The sequence below is a fragment of the Megalodesulfovibrio paquesii genome, assembly GCF_054653055.1.
Genome location: NZ_BAAIGQ010000004.1, coordinates 402,196 through 422,500, shown reverse-complemented (window position 1 = coordinate 422,500; position 20,305 = coordinate 402,196). Strand labels below are relative to the sequence as shown.

Below are 20,305 nucleotides of genomic sequence, written 5' to 3'. Positions count from 1 at the left end.
TCTTAGTGATCCGGTGGTCCCGCATGGAAGGGCCATCGCTCATTGAATAAAAGGTACGCCGGGGATAACAGGCTGATCGCGTCCAAGAGTTCACATCGACGACGCGGTTTGGCACCTCGATGTCGGCTCATCACATCCTGGGGCTGAAGCAGGTCCCAAGGGTTCGGCTGTTCGCCGATTAAAGTGGTACGCGAGCTGGGTTTAAAACGTCGTGAGACAGTTTGGTCCCTATCTTCTACGGGCGTAGGAGACTTGAGAGGGGCTGCCCCTAGTACGAGAGGACCGGGGTGGACGATCCGCTAGTGGACCTGTTGTCGCGCCAGCGGCATAGCAGGGTAGCTATGATCGGAAAAGATAACCGCTGAAAGCATCTAAGCGGGAAACTTGCCTCAAGATAAGGTCTCCCTGAAGGACCCAGGTAGACTACCTGGTCGATAGGCCGGATGTGGAAGTGCAGCAATGCATGCAGCAAACCGGTACTAATAGTCCGTTCGTCTTCTTACTCCCCAACTACTCCTCCATCTCACCTCTTTCCCTATATATTCGCCTCGCCGCGAACCAGGGAATCAGATCAGGCACACGCGAGAAACGCGCAACAGCGAACTCCCCGCACCCAGCCTGCTCAACCCGATGCAGACCCCAATCCCTGCATCCTCACCCCCCCCCCGCGGCACTAAAAGGCATGCCATTTGTCCTGGTGGCCATTGAGGAGGGGTCACACCCGTTCCCATTCCGAACACGGTAGTTAAGCCCTCCTTCGCCGATGATACTGCATGGTTGTGTGTGGGAAAGTAGGTCGCTGCCAGGGCATCCCTTCCAAAACGCCCCGCTTGTTTACTCAAGCGGGGCGTTTTGACGTTGGGGGGAAGAGTTTGAAGGAATGATTGAGACCTCTGCACAACACCACCCGAACGACTCTTCGCCGAGGAAATGGCCCTCTCGGCCTCTGATTTTGGTCTGGAACTCCACCCCTTTCTAAGCGCCCTGAAAAGTAGAGCCTATGCCGCCCTGGCCAGCTTGGCCCTGGGTGGGTATCCTCCCAGGGCGGTATGCGGCCGTTCGTTGTTGTAGGTCCAGAGCCATCGCGTGGCGTGGCCCTGCACTTCTTCTATGCTTTCAAACAGATGCTGGTTCAACCAGTCGTAGCGTACCGTCCGGTTGTAGCGTTCCACATAGGCGTTTTGCTGCGGCTTGCCTGGCTGGATGTAGTCCAGTCGGATGCCCTTTTTATCGGCCCAGGCCTTCAGTAGGTTGCTGATATATTCCGGCCCGTTGTCGCACCGTATCGCCTTCGGCGCCCCACGCCATTCAATGATCTGTTCCAGCACGCGCACGACTCGTTCCGCCGGGAGGGAGAAATCCACCTCGATGGCGAGGCCTTCCCGGTTGCAGTCATCGATCACGTTCAGCAGCCGGTAGTTGCGGCCATCCTGCAGCTGGTCATGCATGAAATCCATGGACCACGCTTGGTTGATCGCTGTCGGCTGGGCCAGCGATTCCGGCTTTTCGCGCACGAGGCGTCTTTTGGGCTTGATACGCAAGTTGAACTCCAGCTCGCGGTAAATCCGGTACACCCGCTTATGGTTCCAGCCAAACCCTTTGACATTCCGCAAGAAAAGAAGGCACAACCCAAATCCCAGTTGCGCTGGGTGGCCGTCAACCGCACCAGCCAATCCGCGATCTTCTGGTTCTCGGTCGAACGTGCCGCCGCATGGCGATAACAGGTCTGGCTGATGCGAAACGCAGCACAGGCCTGCCGGATATTCAGTTTTCCGGCCTCAACGGCTTCTTTGGCCATCTCGCGGCGACGAGATGGCTTCAGGCGTTTTTTGCCAGCGCCTCGGCGACGACCTCGGCCTTCATCTTCTCCTCGGCGTACATGCGCTTGAGCAGGCGGTTCTCCCGCTCAAGCTCTTTCATGCGGGCCATGAGGGAGGCGTCCATGCCGCCGAACTTGGCGCGCCACTTGTAGAACGTGGCACTGCTCATGCCATGCTCGCGGCAAAGCTGGGCTACGGGAACGCCGTTTTGCGCCTGCTTCAAGATGCCCAAAATCTGGGAGTCGGTGAATCGGGACGTCTTCATGCAGAATCTCCTCTTCGTCTTGGAGTACGAGAAAATTCTACTTCTCAGAAGCATTTCTTTTCGGGGGGAGTACCCTGGGTGCTAAGATCTTGTTCAGCAACTGAGGCATTAGCTGCATTAGTCTCGACCCGATCTGACACTTCCTCTTGAAAAAGAGGAGGTTCTCCCTTTTGATGGGCTTGCGAGCAACCATCAAATCGCGCCCCATGCGCAAGGAGAACCTCATGGCCAGTTTCAACCAGAACATCGTAAAACACAAGCTGGGGCTCCTCAATTTGGCGACCGAGCTGGGCAACGTCTCCCGGGCCTGCCGGCTGATGGGCGTCTCCCGCGACACCTTCTACCGCTACCAGGCCGCCAAAGAAGCCGGCGGCGTGGAGGCGCTCTTCGAGAGGAGCCGGCGCGCGCCCAACCTCAAAAACCGCGTGGAGCCGGCCATCGAGGCGGCTGTGGTCGCCCATGCCACGGACTTCCCGGCCCATGGCCAGGTCCGCGCCAGCAACGAGCTGCGCAAGCTGGGGACCTTCGTCTCCCCGTCCGGGGTTCGTTCGATCTGGCTGCGTCACGGCCTGCACAACTTCAAACAGCGCCTGCGGTCGCTGGAAAAGCGCAGCGCCGAGGAGGGACTCGTCCTCACCGAGGCTCAAGTCCAAGCCCTTGAAAGAAAAAAGGATGACGATCAGGCGCACGGCGAGATCGAGACCGCGCACCCTGGCTGCCTCGGCAGCCAGGACACCTTCTACGTCGGGACGATAAAAGGTGTTGGTCGCATCTACCAGCAAACATTTGTGGACACGTACTCCAAGTGGGCGGCGGCCTCGCTCTACACCACCAAAACGCCCATCACCGCTGCCGACCTGCTCAACGACAAGGTCCTGCCATTCTTTGAAGAACAAGGCATGGGCGTGCTGCGCATCCTGACGGACCGGGGCACTGAATACTGCGGCAGCGCCGAGACCCACGACTACCAGCTCTTCCTTGGCGTCAGCGGCATTGAGCACACCAAAACAAAGGTGCGGCACCCGCAGACCAATGGCATCTGCGAACGATTCCACAAAACGGTGCTCAATGAATTCTATCAGGTTGCATTCCGAAAAAAAATCTATCTGTCTCTCAAAGAGTTGCAGCGAGACCTCGACGACTGGATGGACTATTACAACAACGAGCGGACCCATCAGGGAAAAATGTGTTGCGGTAGAACGCCCATGACGACTATGCTGGAGGCAAAGCCCATCTGGGAGGAACGCGTTGCAGCGCTGAACTAATCTGACACACGCGGCCCAGCAATTGGGAGGGTGTCAGATCGGGTTTGAACTACTACATCTGTACTCAAGCTCCGCCCGCATCCGGTCACCTTTCTCTTTGGCGATGGCTCTGACCCATTCGCTGATGTCGCGTGCTGTGTCCCTGAGCCAGCGGCCTGGTAATTTGGCAAAAATTCACCTGCCCCGCCACAGACGAATGGCCCCGAGGAAAAGATACCCATTGATAGAAATAGACATCACAGCAGCAGGGACCGTGCTGATTTCATATCCCATCGCATCGACGGCGCCGCTGTGATACAGCAGCGCGCTCAGGGTAAACATGCCAAATACGGTATACAGAACATGCAACCCGGCCATGACCTTTCTGGCCAACCAGTTGTCATACAGAACGCCGATGGCCAGGGGCGTGAAAAGTGCGAGCCCAAAAATGCTCCTCCAGAAGGGATAACCTGTGAGCATGCCAATAATGAACCGAATGAAAAACCATATGGCACACCCCAGTAAGTAATTTCTGGGTGCTAAGATCTTGTTCAGCAACTGAGGCATTAGACACTCCTTTCCCACTAGTATTTTTCAATGACGACCAGAATCGAGCTGTTTTACTTCGCGTTCGATGTCTTTCACAATTTTTTCTGGCTTCGCACCGTAATACCAATTGTCTAATATGGCAGCGTTGTATGGATAAGACTCAGCTCGGTTTAGGAGCTCTTTTTCTAACTCGGATAGTTGGAGTGCGCTTCTGCCTTTTTCAATGATTCTTTTGAACCACTTTTTGCAGTAGCCGGATAGCAAATGGTGAAGTCTCGCCAGGGAAAAGATCAAACAAAGACATATTCCAGCCCTTGGCCTCCTTCTTCCCATATCTGTACTCAAGCTCCGCCCGCATCCGGTCACCTTTCTCTTTGGCGATGGCTCTGACCCATTCGCTGATGTCGCGTGCTGTGTCCCTGAACCAACGGCCTGGTAATTTAGAAAAAATTCACTTGGCTCGCCACAGGCGAATGGCTCCGAGGAAGAAGTAGCCATTGATCAAAAGAGACAACACGGCAGCCTGAAAAGTCCCAAGTTCATATCCCATCGCATCGACGGAGCCGCTGTGATACAGCAGCGCGGTTAAGGCGAACATGCCAAATAGGGTGAACATGCAATGGAGCGCGGCTAAGAGTTTGCGCGCCAACCACAAATCACAGAGGACTCCTAGAGCAAGCGGGAGGAAGAGTCCGAAGCCGGAGAAGCTCAACCAAAATGGACGTCCACAAAGCATCGCAAGGGAAAGTCTCACTGAATAATATGTAAAGCAAATCCCTAGATACCATTTCGTGGAGAGAATTGTATCGAAGAATTTGATCATGAGTTTCACCATGTAGAATTAATTGCTCACCGTCTCCCAGATTCGAGTCTTTTGACCTTGACCTCAATGTCATTAACAACTTTGTCTGCTTTTGCGCCATAATAATAAAAATCGATAATAGCATCCATGGCGGAATAAGAGTTTGCCGCATTCAAAAAGTCATCTCTCCAGTTGGGATACTCAGAGAAAACAGATGCTTTCTGCAGCAATTTTCTTTGAACATCTTTCTTGAAATGTTGAATGGAGAAAGGTGTCATTTCGCCAGGAAAAAGATCAAACAAAGACACATTCCAGCCCTTGCTGTCCTTCTTCCCATATCTGTACTCAAGCTCCGCCCGCATCCGGTCACCTTTCTCCTTGGCGATGGCTCTGGCCCATTCGCTGACGTCGCGTGCTGTGTCCCTGAACCAGCGGCCTGGTAATTTGGGAAAAATTCACTTGGCTCGCCACAAGTGTATGGCCCCGAAGAAGACATAGCCATGGAGCAGCATGGACATGATGGCGGCGGGGAGAGTCTCTAGTGTAAATCCGGCAGCATCCACAGTGCCGCCATGATAAAGAAGCGCGATCAGTGCAAAGAGGCCAAATAGTGTGTACAAAAAATGCAAGGTCGCCATTATCTTCCTTGCCAACCGTATCTTGCAAAGGATACCCACAGCGAGGGGAAGGAAGAGTGAGAGGCCAAAAACGTTCATCCAGAATGGGCGATCATAAAACAAAATGCCTATTGCTGATTTTACAGAAAAAATTAAAAAGCAAACGAGCAGATAGGTGTTTGTTGCAAACATTGCATTGACAATATTTACCATTGGAGAGTCTCCAAAAAGACTTATTGCATTTAATGACGCCCGGATTCGAGTCTTTTCACTTGAATTTCAATGTCGTTAACCGCTTTTTGGGATTTTCCACCATAATAATAAAAATCGATGGCAGCTGCAGCAGTAGAGTAAGATTCCGCTCGTTGCGTAAACGCTTTCTCCCACAAAGGGTAATCGGAAAATTGTTCTGCTTTCAGCTGTAGCTGCCTTTTGACATCTTCCTTGAATAACGCCACGGAAAACGGGGTAGTCTCTCCCATAAAAAAATCCATCACCATCATCGACCAGCCCTTGGCCTCCTTCTTCCCATATCTGTACTCAAGCTCCGCCCGCATCCGGTCACCTTTCTCCTTGGCGATGGCTCTGGCCCATTCGCTGACGTCGCGTGCGGTGTTGCGCAATCCCTCGCCCAGTTGTCCGCTTTGCAGCGCGGAAGGTACGGCCTCCACCGTGCAGTTGCAGTTCGGGTGCGGGCGGGACGGGACGGCGTCGTAGGTATACTTGCGGCCGTCCATGGCCTGGCAGGTGATGCAGGCCCCGGGGCTTGCACGCCAGACCCAAATGGCCAATGGGTCATTTTTATAAGTTTCTTTATCAAATTCTGTCAATGGCGTGTTGGCTCGTTGCATTGTTCGGCTCCTGCAATGTGTTTTAGCTGAACAATATTCTGCCACCGCTGGAGATGTGAGACGGAAGACTTTCCGCCCGTAAAGCGCTGCGCGCCGGGAGGGGGTGTGTATCTCACCAGGAAGGTTGTGAACTTATCCTGTCTGATTTTTCCGCGCCTTGCCATTCCCTGGCTTCTTACGTATCTCCCTCCATGAAATAATCGTTTCGCCTCGCCAAGGAGGAGACATGTCCATTTCGCAACGCGTTCTTGTCATCGGCGGTGTGGCCCTGGGACCGAAGGCGGCCTGCCGGATCAAGCGGCTTGATCCCAAGGCCGACGTCACCGTGCTTGAGGCCACCAGCTATTTTTCATATGGCGGCTGCGGCATCCCCTACTACGTGTCTGGCGACGTCAGCGACATCAAGGAGCTGAGCACCACCTCGTTTCATGTGCTGCGCGACGCCCCGTTCTTCCGCGATGCCAAGGGCGTGCTCATTCGCGACAATTCGCGGGTCACAGCCATTCATCGGGACAAAAAGACCATCACCGTGCAGGCCGCCGGCGGCGCGACGGAAGAATTGCCCTACGACAAACTGGTCATCGCCACGGGCGCGACCCCGCGCAAGCTGAATGCGCCGGGCGAGGATTTGCCCGGCATCTCGGTCATCGCCAATCTTGGCGACGCGGCCTATGTGAAGGATCTGGTTGCCTCGGGCAAGGTCGGCAAGGCCGTGGTGGTGGGGGCGGGCTTCATCGGGCTGGAAATGGCCGAGGCCTTTGCGGACATGTGGGGCATAGAGACCACGGTGGTGGAGTTCATGCCCCAGCTCATGCCCAACCTCGTCTCTCCTGGACTGGCGGCCATGGCCGTGCAGAATCTGGAAAAGCACGGCGTGACCATGCACTTTGGCGAAAAGGTCGTGGCTTTTGAGGGCGACGGCAAGCTGGAACGCGTGATCACCGACAAGCGGGTCATTGAGGCCGATCTGGCCATCGTGGCCGTGGGTGTCACCCCCAACTCGCAGCTGGCCAAGGACGCCGGACTGGAGCTCGCGCCCAACGGTGGAGTCAAGGTCAATGAATATCTGCAGACCTCGGACCCGGACATCTACGCCGGCGGCGACTGCATCGCCCTGCCCAACAAGTTGACGGGCCAGCTGATGCACCTGCCCATGGGCTCCATGGCCAACCGCCAGGGCCGCATCATCGGGGACAACATCGCCGGGCTGAGGAAGACCTTCCCGCCTGCGGTGGGGTCTTTCTGCGTCAAACTGTTCGACCATGCCCTCACCGGCACGGGCCTGTGTCTGGCCGGGGCCAAGCGCGCCGGATTTGACGCCGTGAACGTGCACCTGAGCCAGCTGGACCGCGCGCACTTCTACCCGTCCAAGGCGCTGATGTATCTTGATCTGGTGGTGGACAAGGCCACCCGCCGCGTGCTGGGCATTCAGGGCTTTTCCAGCCAGATGGACGCCCTGGTGGGCCGTATCAATGTGGTGGCCGGCCTGCTGCAGCACGAATTGACCGTGGATGAGCTTTCCAACGTGGAAATGGCTTACTCGCCGCCCTTTGCCGCGGCCATGGACATCCTCAACGCCCTGGGCAATGCCGCGGATAACCTCCTGGCCGGGCGGCACCGGCCCATCTCTCCGGACGAGTTCGAGGCCATCTGGGAGGGCGAGGACAAGGACGGCCTCTGCTTCCTGGACGTGCGGGCCAACCCCGACGGCGTGCGCGCCGTGGAGCGCCTGCAGCTGCCCAATTATCAGGCCATTCCGCAGGACGAGATCCCCCGCCGCCTGGACGAGTTGCCCAAGGACAAAAAGCTCGTGCTGCTCTGCAACACCGGCACCCGGGCCTACGAAGCACAAATTATGCTTGATCAGGTCGGCCGCGATTCCATCGCCGTGCAGGGCGGCCTGGCCAGCGTGGAGAAGATGGGCGTGGATGTGTAAGAATGAGCTGCATGCAGGGGGACCCTTTCTTAAAGAAAGAAGCCCCCCGGCGCCCCTTCCAAAGATCGTTGGGGTGGGGTGTAGCGAACGAATAGGCTGAAAAAATGTGAACGGGGGCGTTGCGATTGAAGCAACGCCCCCGTTTTGCCGTGTTGTATCCCCGAAGAAAATTTTTGGGAGGGGGCTGGGGGAATCCGTTCTTCAGAAAGGGTTCCCCCGGTCTTTCTTTTTTTCGTCCTACTTCTTTTCCGCCAGCTCTTCCTTCAGGCACTGGCCCAGGCGGGCGATGCCTTCTTCGATGCGTTCGGGGGTGGAGTTGGAGAAGTTCAGGCGCAGACAGTTGGCCGTGCCGTCCACGTAGAAAGGATGCCCGGGCACAAAGGCCACCTTGCGGGCGATGGCGCGCTGGAAGAGCGCTTCCGAAGACATGCTCTCGGGCAGCGTCACCCAGACGAACATCCCGCCTTCCGGCTCGGTGTACTGCACTTCGGCAGGGAAGGTGCGGCGCATGGCGTCGAGCATGCAGCGGGCGCGCTCGCCGTAGGCTTCGCGAATGATGGCGATGTGTGCGTCCAGATCGTTGTCGATGAGGAAGCGATGCAGCACCTGTTGGGTAAAGATGGAGGTGTGCAGATCCGAGGCCTGCTTGGCCGTGACCAGCTTGTGCATCAATTCCGGCCTGGTGGCCAGCCAGCCGATGCGCATGCCGGGGCTGGCAATCTTGGAGAAGGTGCCCAGGAGGACGGCATTTTCCGCGCCCTGCATGGAGGCCCAGATGGGCGGCAGCGGCGTGCCGGAAAAGCGCAGCTCGCCGTAGGGGTTGTCTTCCACCAGCACCGTGTCCGTGCCTTGGAGCAGGCGCGCCGTTTCCTGGCGGGTGTGGGCGTCGTAGGTGCAACCGGAAGGATTCTGGAAGTTGGGCACAGCGTAAAAAATCTTGGGGTGCCGGGCGATGCCGGCTTCCAGCTGCGCCAGATCCACTCCGCCGGGACGCAGATCCACGGTGTCAAAGGACGCCCCGAACAGGGAGAAGCACTGGATGGCGCCAAGGTAGCCGGGGCGTTCCATGAGTACAGCGTCCCCGGGATCCAGAAAAACCTTCGAAATGAGGTCCAGACCTTGCTGGGATCCGGTGGTGATCAGCAGCTCGTCCACGGGGATGTCCAGCCCCATGGTTTCCTTGTAGCGACGGGAAATATATTCGCGCAGGGGAGGGAAGCCTTCCGTGATGGAATACTGCAGCACTGCGGCGCCGTGCTCGGCAAGGACGGCGCGGGCGGCGTCGGAAAAAGCCTGGGCAGGAAAATGATCAGGACTGGGCAGGCCGCCGGCAAAGGAGATGATGGCGGGGTCCTGAGTGGCTTTAAGGATTTCGCGGATGTACGAGCGTTTGACGTTGGCGAGTCGGGGAGAGTAGCGCACAGGGTGGCGGTCCTTGGCCGCGGTGATTGCGAGGGAGCTTCCCTCGCTCAATCAAGGGTTAACGATTGTTTTTGTGGACTTGGCCTGGCTGCCGGAGCCTTGGTGCTGGTCTTGGCTGGTGGCAGGCCAATTTGCTCGAGGGTGGCCAGGATGGCCTCGCGCGGCATGACGCCGGAGAACCGATGGCGGATGGCGCCGGAGGCATCGTAAAAGACAAGGGTCGGAATGGCGGAAATGCCAAGGGCCTGGGCGCGGCGGTCTTTGTCCACGTCCACATAAACCACGGCGACCCGGTCGCCCAGCTCCTTGGCCAGATCCTGCAGAATGGGCTTCTGGATCCGGCACGGACCACACCAGACGGCGGAAAAATCCACCAGCGTCACCTTGCCGCGCACGGCAAAGGGGCTTGTTCCAGCCCAGGCGGAAACGGCGCAGGCGGCCACCGTTGCCGCCACAAGAATGCTGCACCACACGCGTACGGCGTTGACTCGAATCATGAAAACCTCCGAATGGCAGGAGAAGCCATAAAGGGATGATACCTCAGGTGTATGCTTATGCCCCGCGACTTGCAAGGGCTGCGGCCCGGGCTATGGGAAAAGTGTCAGTCTCTATGCGCCGGCAGACGGTTGGCTGCGTGGCCGGACGGCTGGCGCGCGGCCGGGGAGGGAAGCCCGTCGCCCCATCGCACAGTCGCACCATCGCACAGTCGCCCTGCCGCACCGTGGCTGCGTTGCGCCCGGGTCAGGCCTGGGCGCCTTGCGCCGTGTCGTTCACTGTCTGGGCATGACGACGAAGACGCCGGACTCCACACCAGTCACCACCACGCGGGCCTGGGCAGGGATGGCCTCTGGCGCATTGGTCGTGGCAGGGAACTCCTGCATGCCATCGCGCAGGGGAGCGAGGATCTTGCCCCGGCGACTCCTGTTGGGGCCGATGGTCACCGTGACGCGGGCATCATGCCCCAGGGCGTCGGCCATGCGGCCGTAGGTCTGCCCCTGTCCAAAAAGCCGCGCCAGGGAGAAGCGGGACGCCAGCCATACCGCCAGCACGCCGCCCCCGGCAGCCACGGCCAGTATGTATTTGGAGTCTGCCTGCAGCCCTTCCGCCATCCAGCCAGCCAGTCCGAAGCCGGCCAGGAACCGGGCCGCATTGGCAAAGGAAAAGAGCCGGGAGCCATCCTCCGGCATGGCCGGTGGCCAGGCGCGCTCGCCCACGCCAAAGTGTTTCAGCAGGTAGTTGGCCAGCGCGAGGAGCGCGCTGGCCGCAAGCAGGAGAAAATAGGAGGACATGATCTTGCCTCGCGCAAGGGCAGGCTGGGTGTTGCTACTCGTTGCAGCCGCAGGTGTCGGCGGATTTTTCCAGGACCACGGTTTCGCCGGGAGCCAGCTCCAGCATGGTGGTGTCCGGGGCGATTTCCTGGAGCAGGCGGGCAAAGGCGCGGGTGTTTTTTTCCAGCACCGGGAAGGTTCCCCAGTGCATGGGCACCACGCGGTCGCAGCGCAGGAGCCTGCAGGCGTGGGCGGCCTGCCGGGGGTCCATGGTGAAGACGCCGCCGATGGGCAGGCAGGCCACGTCAATGGAGTACAGCTCGCCCCAGAGGGCCATTTCGGAAAAGATGGCCGTGTCCCCGGCGTGGTAGATGGTGAAGCCGTCGGGCAGGGTGATGATGTACCCCACGGCCACGCCGGATTCGGAAGTATGATAGGCCTGCACCATGGTGATGGCCGCGCCCTTGACGACCACGGTGCCGCCCAGGTTGTAGCCAATACCATTGACGATCTGCGCCTGGGGCACGCCCTGGCGCATGAGTTTGCCGGCAGTCTCCACCACGGCCGCCACCATGCAGCCCGAGACCTTGGCCAGCTCCACGGTCTGGCCGATGTGGTCGCCGTGATCGTGCGTGACGCACAGCAGGTCCGGCTTGGCGATGCTGGCGATGGTGCTCTGGGCGGTGGGGTTGCCTTCAAAGAACGGGTCGATGCAGATATTGATGGCCGGATCGGCAATCTGAAAATTGGAATGGCCGTGCCAGGTCAGGGTCGTGCGCATGGTCAGTCTCCGCAAGTGTGGTTTCCCAGAAGCTACCACAGCCGCGCAGGGCCGCACAAGCGGCGCAAGGCCCGCCCGGCGTGAACCGGGCGGGCCTTTACGTGATTTTAGACAGGGATGGCAAGGCGAGCGGGCCGCGTACGCTCAGATTCGCCCCTCGCGCACGGCGTGGCAGGCCACCAGCGTGCCATCGGGCAGGGTCTGGGCCTGGGGCCGTTCGCAACAGCAGGGCTCATACGCATGCGGACAGCGGGGATGGAAGACGCAGCCGGGCGGCAGATCAATGGGCGTGGACAGCTCGCCGCTCAGGCGGATCCGGTTGCGCCGGCCGCGGCCCAGGGAAGGAATCGCCGAGAGCAGGGCCTGCGTGTACGGGTGGCGCGGGGTTTCGAACAGCTGGCGCGAGGGCGCGAGCTCGCACAGGGAGCCAAGGTACATCACGGCCACGCGACTGGCGATGCGCCGCACCACGTTCAAATCATGGCTGATGAAGAGGTAGGTCAGGGACCGGCTTTCCTGCAGGTCGAGCATCAGGTTCAGGATCTGCGCCTGGATGGACACATCAAGGGCGCTGATGGGCTCGTCGGCCACAATGCATTCCGGGTCCACGATGAGCGCCCGGGCGATGGAGATGCGTTGGCGCTGGCCGCCGGAGAACTCGTGGGGGAACTGCCTGGCCCAGCTGGCCCGAACGCCCACCTGCTCCATGACCGCGGCCACGCGCTCGCTGATCTGCGAGGCAGAGAGGTTGCGCCGGTGGAAGCGCAGGGGTTCTTCCAGAATGCGCTGCACGGTCATGCGCGGGTTCAGGGAGGCGTAGGGGTCCTGAAAGATCATCTGCAGCTTGGTGCGGTAGGGCAGCATCCTGGACGGGGAGAGATGGTCGATGCGCTGCCCCCGGTAATGGATCTCGCCGCTATTGGGCGCGTGCAGGCCCATCACGGCCCGGGCCAGGGTGGACTTGCCGCAGCCGCTCTCACCCACCACGGCCAGGGTTTCGCCTTCCTGCACTTCCAGGCTGACGTTGTTCAGGGCGTGCACCACCGTCCGCCTAAGGACCGGCCGGCCGCCGGAAAACCGCAGCTGCTCCAGGAGCCCGCCGCTGATGTCGAACTGCTTGACGACGTTACGAATGGAAACAAGTGCCGTGCTCATGATCAATCCACCAGATGGCAGGCGGCCAGGATGCCGGTATCGCGGCAGGGCCGCAGGGCGGGGACGGTTTCGGTGCAGGCGTGGATCCGCGCCGGGCAGCGGGGGTTGAAGGCACAGCCGGGCGGAATGTTGTACAGGCTGGGCATGATGCCGTGGATCTGCGCCAGCCGGCCGGTGCCGGGCTCGCCCTCGTGCGTTTGCGGCAGGGCGGCCAGCAGGCCCTGGGTGTACGGGTGCTGGGGATGGTGCACCACCTGTTCGGTGGGGCCGATTTCCACAATGCGCCCGGCGTACATCACGGCCACCCGGTCCGTTACCTGGGAAACCACGGCCAGATCGTGGGTGATGAGGATGAGCCCCATGCCCTCGGTTTCGGCCAGCTCCAGGAGCAGGTCCAGAATTTCGGCCTGGATGGTCACGTCCAGAGCCGTGGTGGGCTCGTCGGCAATAATCAGGGAGGGCCGGGTGAGCAGGGCGATGGCAATGACGATGCGCTGGCGCATGCCGCCGGAAAACTGGTGCGGGTACTGGTCCATGCTCTTTTCCGGGGAGGGGATGCGCACGGCGCGCAGGGTCTCGATGGCCTGGGCCCGGGCTTCCTGCCGGCTCATGCGCCGGTGGGCCAGGAGCGTTTCGATCATCTGGGTGCCAATGCTCAGGACCGGGTTCAGCGTCATCATCGGGTCCTGAAAGATCATGGAGATGCGGTCTCCGCGCAGGGGGCGCATCTCGGATTCGGAGAGCGGCGCCAGATCCCGGCCTTCAAACAGAATGGAGCCGTTGCTGATACGGCCCGGCCGGCTGATGAGCTTCAAAATGGAAAACCCGGTGATGGACTTGCCCGCGCCGCTCTCGCCCACCAACCCCAGCCGCTCGCCGCGCTTGAGGCTGAAGGAGACGTCGCGCACGGCCACCAGGGTTTTGGTCTTGGTGGGGAAGCTGACTTCCAGATTCTTGACTTCCAGCAGAGGGGCCTGCGAGTCCTGGGTGGTGGTGACTGCGGTTTCCATGGCTACATCCCCTTGTACAGCCGCGGGTTCATCACATCGCGACAGAAATCGCCCAGCAGGTTGATGGAGAGGATGAGCACCACCAGGAGAATGCCGGGGAACATGGTGATCCACCAGGAGCCGGAGAGCAGGTACTCGAACCCGGCGTTGATCAGCGAGCCCAGGGAGGGTTGCGTGACCGGCATGCCGAAGCCCAGGAAGGACAGGCCGGCCTCGGTCATCATGGCGTTGGCCACCTGCACCGTGCTGATGACCAGCACCGGGGAGAGCGTGTTTGGCAGAATGTGCCTGAGCATGATGCGCCAGGTGGGCAGGCCGACCACTCGCGCGGCTTCCACATATTCCTTCTTTTTCTCGGCCAGCACGCTGGCGCGCACCGTGCGGGCGTACTGCGGCCATTCGGCCAGGCCGATGATGCAGATCAGAATGGGCACGGCCAGGCGTTCGTAGCTGGCCACCCCAAAGGCTGAGCGGAACACCGCGCCAATGAAGATGGCCACCAGCAGGGTGGAGAAGGAGAGTTGCACGTCGGCCATCCGCATGAGCACGATTTCCACCCGTTTGCCCAGGTAGCCGGCCGTGAGCCCGATGGTCACACCCAGAAAGGCCTGCACCAGCACCGCGCCCAGGCCGATGACCAGGGACACGCGCATGCCATAGAGCATGGTGGAGAAGAGGTCGCGGCCCTGGTCGTCCGCACCGAGCACAAAGGCTGGCAGTGCGGAGGTATCCCCGCCTTCCATCCAGGCCGGCGGGGTCTGGGCCATCATGATGTCGATGGCGGCCGGATCATAGGGGTTGGTCGGGGCGATCCAGGGACAGGCGAAGCTGGAGACCAGCAGTACCAGCAGAATGCCCAGGCTGAGCCTGGCCACCAGATCGCGCCGGAAGCTGTACACCAGATGCGAATCCGCAAACCGGGCCCAGGCCGGCGCAAAGAGGAAGCGGCCGGCCGCAATCCACACAAAAAAGCCCAGCAGCCCGGCGATGGCCAGGGTATTGATGGCCGGCTGGGCCCAGGAGAGAATGAAAAACAAGGCGTCCATGGTTGCTGCGCTCCTATTTCCTGCCGACCACGCGAACCATGGGGTTCACCATGCCGTACACCACATCCACAATGGTGTTCACCACCACAAACAACGCGCCTACCACAACCATGTAGGCCACCAGCAGGGACGTATCCCCCCGGTCCACGGCCTCCTTGAACATACCCCCCAGCCCCTTCCAGTTGAAGACCGTTTCCGTGAGGATGGTGAAGGCGATGAGAATGCCCAGCTGCACCCCGCCCACGGTGATGACCGGCAGCAGCGTGTTGCGGAAGGCGTGCACCCAGTACACCCGACGCTCGGAAAGCCCCTTGGCCCGCGCGTACTTGACGTAATCCATCTGCAGCACCTCCATCATCTCCGCACGCACCAGACGGATGAACAAGGGCAGCATGATGGACGTCAGCGCAAAGGAGGGCATGATCAGGTGCTTGATGCCGTCCCAGGTCAGAAAGCCCGTTTCCCAGGCCCCGCCAAAGAGAGGCGTCAGCTGACCGCGGCCAAAGCTCGGCAGCCACCCCAGGGTGATGGAGAAGAGCGAGATGCACATGAGCGCCGTGAAAAACACCGGCACCGAGACCCCCACCGTGGAGATGCCCAGAATGGCCCGCGAAAGCCAGCGTCGCGGATAGATGGCAGAATAAATGCCACAGGGCACGGAGAGGACGGTGATGAGCATCGCGGCGGTAAAGACCAGCTCCAGCGTGGCCGGAGCCTTGGCCACAATGACCTCAAGGGCGGGCTTTTGATAAAACAGGGAGTTGCCCAGGTCGCCTTGCAGGGCATTTTTCAGAAAGCGGAAATATTGAACGTGGATGGGGTCATTAAGCCCCAGCTTTTCCCGGGCCTCGGCACGCGTTTCGGCGGAGACGGACATGCCATACATCTCGCGGACGGGGTCGCCCACGGTATGTCGCAGGGAAAAGCCCACCAGGCTGATCACGCCCATCACAATGCAGGCCTGCAGGATTCGTCGGAGAAGAAATGCAATCATGGTGCGCCCGGCATGAAGACGGCGCCGAGGATCGTGTGAGCCCCGGCGCCGTGTTTACGTGGCAAAAATGGTTCCGCCTAGTCGATGACGAGATCGCCGAAGTAGGGGAAGTCCATGATGTTGACGATAGGCTCGACGTTCACGCCCTTCTTGGCAGCCCAGGAGAGGTTCTGCCAGTGCAGGGGCACGTAGGCGGCGTCGTCGTAGGCAAGACGCTCGACCTTGCGGAGCATTTCGCTGCGCTTGGCCAGGTCGGTTTCCACGGCGGCCTGCATCAGCAGGTCGTCCAGCTCCTTGTTGCAGTAGTTGCCGGAGTTGTACTGCCCGAAGCCGGTTTCCTTGTTGGGGCACATGAGCAGGTACTCGCCGTAGTTGGCGGAGTCCTCGGTGTCCGGATGCCAGCCGACGAGCTGGATGTCGGCCACCTGGGCGTCGAACTGATCCCAGTACTGGGCCTTGGGGTAGGTGGTCAGGGCCACCTTGATGCCGATCTTGGCCAGCATGCCCACGGTGGCTTCACAGATCTTTTCGTCGTTGACGTAGCGGTTGTTGGTGCAGATCATCGTGGCTTCAAAGCCTTTTTCGAAGCCGGCTTCCTTCATCAGGGCCTTGGCCTTTTCCAGGTCCTGGCGGGGGGTCAGGGCGGGGTCAAACCCGGCCATGCCCTCGGGGCCCTGCTGGCCGGCGGGGGTGGCGGCGCCCTTGAGCAGCTTTTCGACCATGGCCACGGAATCGATGGCATAGTCGATGGCCAGACGGACCTTGGGATTGGCAAATTCAGGCTTGCGCTTGGAGTTCAGCTGGAAGGTGATGATGCGCGTGCCGGGCATGGTCACCAGCTGGACCTTGGGGTCTTTTTCCAGGCGGGGGTAGTCCTGGGGAGGCACGGGCTGGATCCAGTCCACACCGCCGGAGAGCAGGGCAGCCACGCGGGCGGCGTTTTCGGGGATGGGGGTGAAGAGGATCTTGGAGACATTGCCCTTGGACATCTTGTCCCAGTAGGCGTCAAAGCGGTCCAGCTCCAGAAGCACGCCGTGTTCCCGCTTGATCAGCTTGAAGGGACCAGTGCCGGAAGCGTGGGTGTTGGCAAAGCTGTAATCGGTCTTGACGATGGCGTCCTTCGGCTTCCCCTGTTCGTCCGTGCCGGTGTAGTAGGCGCTGTCCATGGGGAAGAGGTAGGTGGCCATGGCCAGGACCAGCGCGTAGGGCTTGGAGGTCTTCAGGTCCACGGTGTAGTCGTCCACGGCCACCGCTTCGGTGAAGGGCTCAAAGAGGCCCTTGAAGTCTTCGCTCTTCTTCAGGCGGTCCAGGGTCCAGGCCACATCCTTGGCGGTAAAGTCGTTGCCGCTGTGGAACTTCACGCCCTTGCGCAGGAAGAAACGGGTGGTCAGGGGATCAACCACTTCCCACTTTTCCGCCAGCCGGGGTTCGAACTTGCCGTCCTTGGTGTAGCGGACCAGGGGATCAAACACCATGTGGCTGTACTGCAGCATGCCGCCGGAGAGCTGGACATGCGGGTCAAGGGATTCCGGGTCCGCATCCATGGCCAGCTTGAGGGTCTTCGCATGCGCCATGGTGGGCAGCATCAGGCAGAAGACCAGCGCGAACACCAACCGTTTCATAGAGTCTCCTTTGTTACACAACATAAAAACACGCCAGGACAACATGTCCGGCGGAATGTACCGGATTCCAAAAACCGGGCATCAGGCCCGGAGAGCAAGCAATTTTGTCAGGAAAAAGACATGCTCGACGCAAGAACGTCACACGTCGGTATCACACCATGGGTTAAATCACCATGGTTGGCAAGAAAAATCAAGTTTGTGAAATTATGGACAAGACTGATTTTCTGTTTGAAACCTGCCTGCCTTTGCTGTTTGCAGGCAAAGGCCAGTTTTTTTTCTGGAGTTTCCCTTCGGAGATGGACGGCGCAGCACCTTTTTGATACCGAAAGGATGCATTTGTGCTGGGTTGTGTCGCGAACATTGCGCACATCTGATGCAAAAGCCGCCTGTTCAGACCCGACGCGCACGGGAAGCCGCTCGCCGACGGTCCCCCCTGGGCTGGCCATTGTGGCCGGGGCAGGGCGCGGGACGCCCGAACTGCGAGAGCTTGCTGCGCACGCGAGGGCGGCCCGAAGAAGCCATACGCTTCCTCGGGCCGCCCTTCCAATTTGCCAAGATGACGTCTTTTCTCGTTGCGACCGGGGCCTGCTGCTACCGGTGACAACCCCCGCGCGACCAGCGCAGCGAAGCCAGTGTCCCCACCAGCAGGATGAGTCCGCAGGCGGAGTCCACCACGCCCGGGCCAGCCTCCCCCTCGCCATGCAGCCAGGAAAGCGTGTTCCAGCCCATGGCGCCGTAGAGGGCGTCCGTCGCCAGCCCCAGACCCAGGGCGCACATGGCGATGCCGGCCACATACGCCACCATGCCCCAGCGTCCAAGAATCTGCGACACCACGGCCAAAGACGCCAGGTTTGTCGCCGGTCCGGCCAGAAGCAGCACCAGCGCCCCGCCGGGGGAGAGGCCCTTGAGCGCCAGCGCCGCAGCCAGGGGCGTGGAGGCCGAGGCGCACATATATAAAGGAATGGACACAGCCAGCATGACCAGCATGGTGGGCAGACCCTGGCCGAGCTGGCGCGTCAGGAAGTCATCAGGCAATACGGCGGTCACCACGCCGGCCAGGACGGAGCCGAGCAGGAACCACGGGCCTATGGACGGCAGGATCTCATGAAACAAATGCTCGCCCATCAGCCGGAGCCGCCTGCGCGCTGCGCCCAGCACTCCGGCCTGCCGGGCGGCAGGCGCATCGGCCAGGGGGGCGCTGCAACCGCAGCCGGTGCTGCAGCAGCTGGCAGGGGCTGCAGCGGCTCCCTGCGAGACGCCCATGGGTACGAGTGGAGTCAGCGTGCGGGTTTCCGGCGTCCGGGAGACCGCCAGCCCGGTCAGCAGCGCGGTGCACACGGCGGAGAGCGGCCGCAGCAGGGTCATGGGCAGATCCATGAGCGCGTACGTGACGGCGATGGAATCCACGCCTGTTTCCGGAGTGGCCACCAGGAAGGAGGCCAGCGGCCCGCGCCGGGCTCCCTGACTCTTGAGGCCGGCCGCCAGGGGCAGCACGCCACAACTGCACACTGGCAGTGGCGCGCCGATGGTCGCGGCCAGCACAATGGGCTTGAGCCCCCGCCCGCCCAGATGCCTGGACACGAAATTGTCGGGCAGCAGCCCCTTGGCCAGGCCGGCCATGACCATGCCGAGCAGCATCCAGGGGCCTGCCAGGGCAAGCATGACCCAGATCTGCGTGACGAGTTCGGTGAGAAATGTGGTGATCATGCCTGCGTAATACGATTTGCAGGAATCAAGTGCAACTCAGGCAACAATGTTGCGCATTGCGTAACACAGTTGCGCCGCCTTGTTACTGCCTGCGCAGCAGTGTCTGGTAGAGCTCCACATACTGGCGCGCCATCTCCCGGGCCGTAAAGTGGGTCTCGAACCTGAGGCGGGCGGCCTGGCCGAACCGGGCCGCCAGGGCCGGGTCGCCAGCCAGGGTGTCCATGGCGGTCCGCAGGGCTGTCGGATCCGAGGGGGCCACGGTCAAGCCGGTGACGTTGTGTTCGTTCACATAGCTCGTCCCCGTGCCGATTTCGGTAGATATCAGCGGCTTGCCGTGCATGGCGCCTTCCAGCAGGGTCACGCCGAAGGCCTCGGAACGCAGGTGGGAGGGGAAGACCACTGCCCGGCACAGCTGCAGCAGGGCCATCTTGTCCGCATCGTCAATCCAGCCCAGAAAATCCACGCGATCTTGCAGACCCAGCGCCACGGCCTTGTCCTTGAGCGGTTGCGCATGGGGCCCCACCCCGGCAATGACCACCCTGTGCCCTGTGCCGGCCGCGGCCTCCAGCAGGATGTCCAGCCCCTTGTAGTATCGCAGAACCCCGACAAACAGGAAAAAGGGGTCGGCCAACCGCGCCTGCCAGCGGGCCAGCCGCTCCGGGCTGGGAGCGGGATAGGCGGCCGGATCCACGCCAATGGGAATCACCGTCACCTTGTCCTTGTACCGCTGCAGGATATCCGAGGTGCGGAAGTAATTGGGCGAGGTGGCGACGATGGAGGAGACCTTGCCCAGAAAGCGGTGCATGAGCAGCGGTTCGTACAGTTTTTTGATCTGTTGCTGGCGGATGATGTCGGAGTGGTATGTCACCACGGAGGGAGTGGTCACGCCGTGGGCCAGATGGAGCAGGTCCAGCAGCGGGTAGGGGAAGTGGTAATGGACGAGGTCCGCATCGCGCAGGAGTAGCGGAAAGCGGCGGAAAATATCCAGACCAAGGGGTGTGGAGGCCTTGTCCAACAGGGTTTTGGTCTGATGGACCAGGCCTTCGGGCCTACGGATCGGGTCGCGTTGCGGCCTGCGGGCCAGGCAGAGGACGCTGCTGGCCACGCCCAGAGGCTGCGCGGCCGTGGCCAGCTGGCAGATGACCTGCTCAATGCCGCCGTGGGACTCTGGATAATAGACCTTGTAGACGTGCAAGACGCGAAGCGGGGCGGACAT

At 60.6% G+C, this 20,305-nt stretch carries 19 protein-coding genes, 2 rRNA genes and 1 pseudogene (1 of these 22 cut by a window edge); 5 read left to right on the top strand and 17 right to left on the bottom strand.

The annotated features are described in order from the left end of the window. Together ACYQ00_RS04570 and rrf are read left to right on the top strand one after the other, a co-directional pair. Positions 1-504, top strand: a 23S ribosomal RNA gene (locus ACYQ00_RS04570) (it extends 2,411 nt beyond the left edge of the window). A gap of 189 nt (positions 505-693) precedes the next feature. Further along, positions 694-808 (top strand): 5S ribosomal RNA (gene rrf, locus ACYQ00_RS04565). A gap of 190 nt (positions 809-998) precedes the next feature. On the opposite strand, the pseudogene ACYQ00_RS04560 reads toward rrf, so the two are convergent. Beyond that, positions 999-2,085, bottom strand: a pseudogene (locus tag ACYQ00_RS04560) (IS3 family transposase). A gap of 224 nt (positions 2,086-2,309) precedes the next feature. Between ACYQ00_RS04560 and ACYQ00_RS04555 the strand changes: the two are divergent. Beyond that, positions 2,310-3,350: an IS481 family transposase gene (locus ACYQ00_RS04555; RefSeq protein ID WP_460030986.1), complete on the top strand. Its 1,041-nt coding sequence runs from the start codon at positions 2,310-2,312 to the stop codon at positions 3,348-3,350. A 174-nt stretch (positions 3,351-3,524) separates the two neighbouring features. Here ACYQ00_RS04555 and ACYQ00_RS04550 read toward each other — a convergent pair whose 3' ends face one another. The 5 genes from ACYQ00_RS04550 to ACYQ00_RS04530 form a co-directional block, all read right to left on the bottom strand. Continuing rightward, the gene (locus ACYQ00_RS04550) at positions 3,525-3,896 is read right to left on the bottom strand and encodes a hypothetical protein (protein WP_460030985.1); all 372 of its coding nucleotides are present in this window, start codon (positions 3,894-3,896) and stop codon (positions 3,525-3,527) included. A 433-nt stretch (positions 3,897-4,329) separates the two neighbouring features. Beyond that, positions 4,330-4,701 carry a hypothetical protein gene (locus ACYQ00_RS04545; protein ID WP_460030984.1) on the bottom strand — a complete coding sequence of 124 codons (372 nt, stop codon included), beginning with the start codon at positions 4,699-4,701 and terminating at the stop codon, positions 4,330-4,332. A 26-nt stretch (positions 4,702-4,727) separates the two neighbouring features. Further along, positions 4,728-5,042 carry a hypothetical protein gene (locus ACYQ00_RS04540; RefSeq protein WP_460030983.1) on the bottom strand — a complete coding sequence of 105 codons (315 nt, stop codon included), beginning with the start codon at positions 5,040-5,042 and terminating at the stop codon, positions 4,728-4,730. 93 nt (positions 5,043-5,135) lie between these two features. After that, positions 5,136-5,510 (bottom strand): hypothetical protein, encoded by a 375-nt coding sequence (locus tag ACYQ00_RS04535; RefSeq protein ID WP_460030982.1) that lies wholly within the window; start codon positions 5,508-5,510, stop codon positions 5,136-5,138. A 29-nt stretch (positions 5,511-5,539) separates the two neighbouring features. Beyond that, positions 5,540-6,148, bottom strand: a complete 609-nt coding sequence (locus ACYQ00_RS04530; protein WP_460030981.1) for a hypothetical protein — start codon at positions 6,146-6,148, stop codon at positions 5,540-5,542. Positions 6,149-6,380: 232 nt separating this feature from the next. On the opposite strand from ACYQ00_RS04530, the gene ACYQ00_RS04525 reads away from it, so the two are divergent. After that, positions 6,381-8,084 (top strand): FAD-dependent oxidoreductase, encoded by a 1,704-nt coding sequence (locus ACYQ00_RS04525; protein WP_460031325.1) that lies wholly within the window; start codon positions 6,381-6,383, stop codon positions 8,082-8,084. 237 nt (positions 8,085-8,321) lie between these two features. Here ACYQ00_RS04525 and ACYQ00_RS04520 read toward each other — a convergent pair whose 3' ends face one another. From ACYQ00_RS04520 to ACYQ00_RS04480, 9 genes are all read right to left on the bottom strand, one after another. Beyond that, positions 8,322-9,506 carry an aminotransferase-like domain-containing protein gene (locus tag ACYQ00_RS04520; RefSeq protein ID WP_460030980.1) on the bottom strand — a complete coding sequence of 395 codons (1,185 nt, stop codon included), beginning with the start codon at positions 9,504-9,506 and terminating at the stop codon, positions 8,322-8,324. Positions 9,507-9,553: 47 nt separating this feature from the next. Beyond that, positions 9,554-10,003: a thioredoxin family protein gene (locus ACYQ00_RS04515; protein WP_460030979.1), complete on the bottom strand. Its 450-nt coding sequence runs from the start codon at positions 10,001-10,003 to the stop codon at positions 9,554-9,556. A 273-nt stretch (positions 10,004-10,276) separates the two neighbouring features. Then, a complete protein-coding gene (locus tag ACYQ00_RS04510; protein WP_460030978.1) occupies positions 10,277-10,795 on the bottom strand; it encodes an NfeD family protein in 519 nt (172 codons plus the stop codon). 34 nt (positions 10,796-10,829) lie between these two features. Beyond that, positions 10,830-11,555 carry a metal-dependent hydrolase gene (locus ACYQ00_RS04505; RefSeq protein WP_460030977.1) on the bottom strand — a complete coding sequence of 242 codons (726 nt, stop codon included), beginning with the start codon at positions 11,553-11,555 and terminating at the stop codon, positions 10,830-10,832. 144 nt (positions 11,556-11,699) lie between these two features. Then, positions 11,700-12,710: an ABC transporter ATP-binding protein gene (locus tag ACYQ00_RS04500; protein ID WP_460030976.1), complete on the bottom strand. Its 1,011-nt coding sequence runs from the start codon at positions 12,708-12,710 to the stop codon at positions 11,700-11,702. Positions 12,711-12,712: 2 nt separating this feature from the next. After that, positions 12,713-13,720, bottom strand: coding sequence for an ABC transporter ATP-binding protein (locus ACYQ00_RS04495; RefSeq protein ID WP_460030975.1), 1,008 nt, complete (start codon positions 13,718-13,720; stop codon positions 12,713-12,715). 2 nt (positions 13,721-13,722) lie between these two features. Further along, complete coding sequence (locus ACYQ00_RS04490; protein ID WP_460030974.1) at positions 13,723-14,766, bottom strand: ABC transporter permease; 1,044 nt, start codon at positions 14,764-14,766, stop codon at positions 13,723-13,725. Between the two features lie 13 nt (positions 14,767-14,779). Further along, on the bottom strand, positions 14,780-15,760 hold the full coding sequence (locus ACYQ00_RS04485; protein ID WP_460030973.1) for an ABC transporter permease: 981 nt from the start codon (positions 15,758-15,760) through the stop codon (positions 14,780-14,782). A 77-nt stretch (positions 15,761-15,837) separates the two neighbouring features. Further along, positions 15,838-17,382 (bottom strand): ABC transporter substrate-binding protein, encoded by a 1,545-nt coding sequence (locus tag ACYQ00_RS04480; protein WP_460030972.1) that lies wholly within the window; start codon positions 17,380-17,382, stop codon positions 15,838-15,840. Between the two features lie 173 nt (positions 17,383-17,555). On the opposite strand from ACYQ00_RS04480, the gene ACYQ00_RS04475 reads away from it, so the two are divergent. Then, a complete protein-coding gene (locus tag ACYQ00_RS04475; RefSeq protein ID WP_460030971.1) occupies positions 17,556-17,702 on the top strand; it encodes a hypothetical protein in 147 nt (48 codons plus the stop codon). Between the two features lie 271 nt (positions 17,703-17,973). On the opposite strand, the gene ACYQ00_RS04470 is transcribed toward ACYQ00_RS04475, so the two are convergent. Continuing rightward, positions 17,974-19,089, bottom strand: a complete 1,116-nt coding sequence (locus ACYQ00_RS04470) for an SO_0444 family Cu/Zn efflux transporter (RefSeq protein WP_460030970.1) — start codon at positions 19,087-19,089, stop codon at positions 17,974-17,976. Between the two features lie 82 nt (positions 19,090-19,171). After that, on the bottom strand, positions 19,172-20,305 hold the full coding sequence (locus ACYQ00_RS04465; RefSeq protein ID WP_460030969.1) for a glycosyltransferase: 1,134 nt from the start codon (positions 20,303-20,305) through the stop codon (positions 19,172-19,174).

Excerpts from the sequence above, each read along its gene's own strand:
- ACYQ00_RS04555 (WP_460030986.1), top strand. The coding sequence starts at position 2,310 with ATGGCCAGTTTCAACCAGAACATCGTAAAACACAAGCTGGGGCTCCTC.
- ACYQ00_RS04550 (WP_460030985.1), bottom strand. The coding sequence starts at position 3,896 with ATGCCTCAGTTGCTGAACAAGATCTTAGCACCCAGAAATTACTTACTG.
- ACYQ00_RS04545 (WP_460030984.1), bottom strand. The coding sequence starts at position 4,701 with ATGATCAAATTCTTCGATACAATTCTCTCCACGAAATGGTATCTAGGG.
- ACYQ00_RS04540 (WP_460030983.1), bottom strand. The coding sequence starts at position 5,042 with ATGCGGGCGGAGCTTGAGTACAGATATGGGAAGAAGGACAGCAAGGGC.
- ACYQ00_RS04535 (WP_460030982.1), bottom strand. The coding sequence starts at position 5,510 with ATGGTAAATATTGTCAATGCAATGTTTGCAACAAACACCTATCTGCTC.
- ACYQ00_RS04530 (WP_460030981.1), bottom strand. The coding sequence starts at position 6,148 with ATGCAACGAGCCAACACGCCATTGACAGAATTTGATAAAGAAACTTAT.
- ACYQ00_RS04515 (WP_460030979.1), bottom strand. The coding sequence starts at position 10,003 with ATGATTCGAGTCAACGCCGTACGCGTGTGGTGCAGCATTCTTGTGGCG.
- ACYQ00_RS04510 (WP_460030978.1), bottom strand. The coding sequence starts at position 10,795 with ATGTCCTCCTATTTTCTCCTGCTTGCGGCCAGCGCGCTCCTCGCGCTG.
- ACYQ00_RS04505 (WP_460030977.1), bottom strand. The coding sequence starts at position 11,555 with ATGCGCACGACCCTGACCTGGCACGGCCATTCCAATTTTCAGATTGCC.
- ACYQ00_RS04500 (WP_460030976.1), bottom strand. The coding sequence starts at position 12,710 with ATGAGCACGGCACTTGTTTCCATTCGTAACGTCGTCAAGCAGTTCGAC.
- ACYQ00_RS04495 (WP_460030975.1), bottom strand. The coding sequence starts at position 13,720 with ATGGAAACCGCAGTCACCACCACCCAGGACTCGCAGGCCCCTCTGCTG.
- ACYQ00_RS04490 (WP_460030974.1), bottom strand. The coding sequence starts at position 14,766 with ATGGACGCCTTGTTTTTCATTCTCTCCTGGGCCCAGCCGGCCATCAAT.
- ACYQ00_RS04485 (WP_460030973.1), bottom strand. The coding sequence starts at position 15,760 with ATGATTGCATTTCTTCTCCGACGAATCCTGCAGGCCTGCATTGTGATG.
- ACYQ00_RS04480 (WP_460030972.1), bottom strand. The coding sequence starts at position 17,382 with ATGAAACGGTTGGTGTTCGCGCTGGTCTTCTGCCTGATGCTGCCCACC.
- ACYQ00_RS04475 (WP_460030971.1), top strand. The coding sequence starts at position 17,556 with ATGGTTGGCAAGAAAAATCAAGTTTGTGAAATTATGGACAAGACTGAT.
- ACYQ00_RS04470 (WP_460030970.1), bottom strand. The coding sequence starts at position 19,089 with ATGATCACCACATTTCTCACCGAACTCGTCACGCAGATCTGGGTCATG.
- ACYQ00_RS04465 (WP_460030969.1), bottom strand. The coding sequence starts at position 20,305 with ATGTCCGCCCCGCTTCGCGTCTTGCACGTCTACAAGGTCTATTATCCA.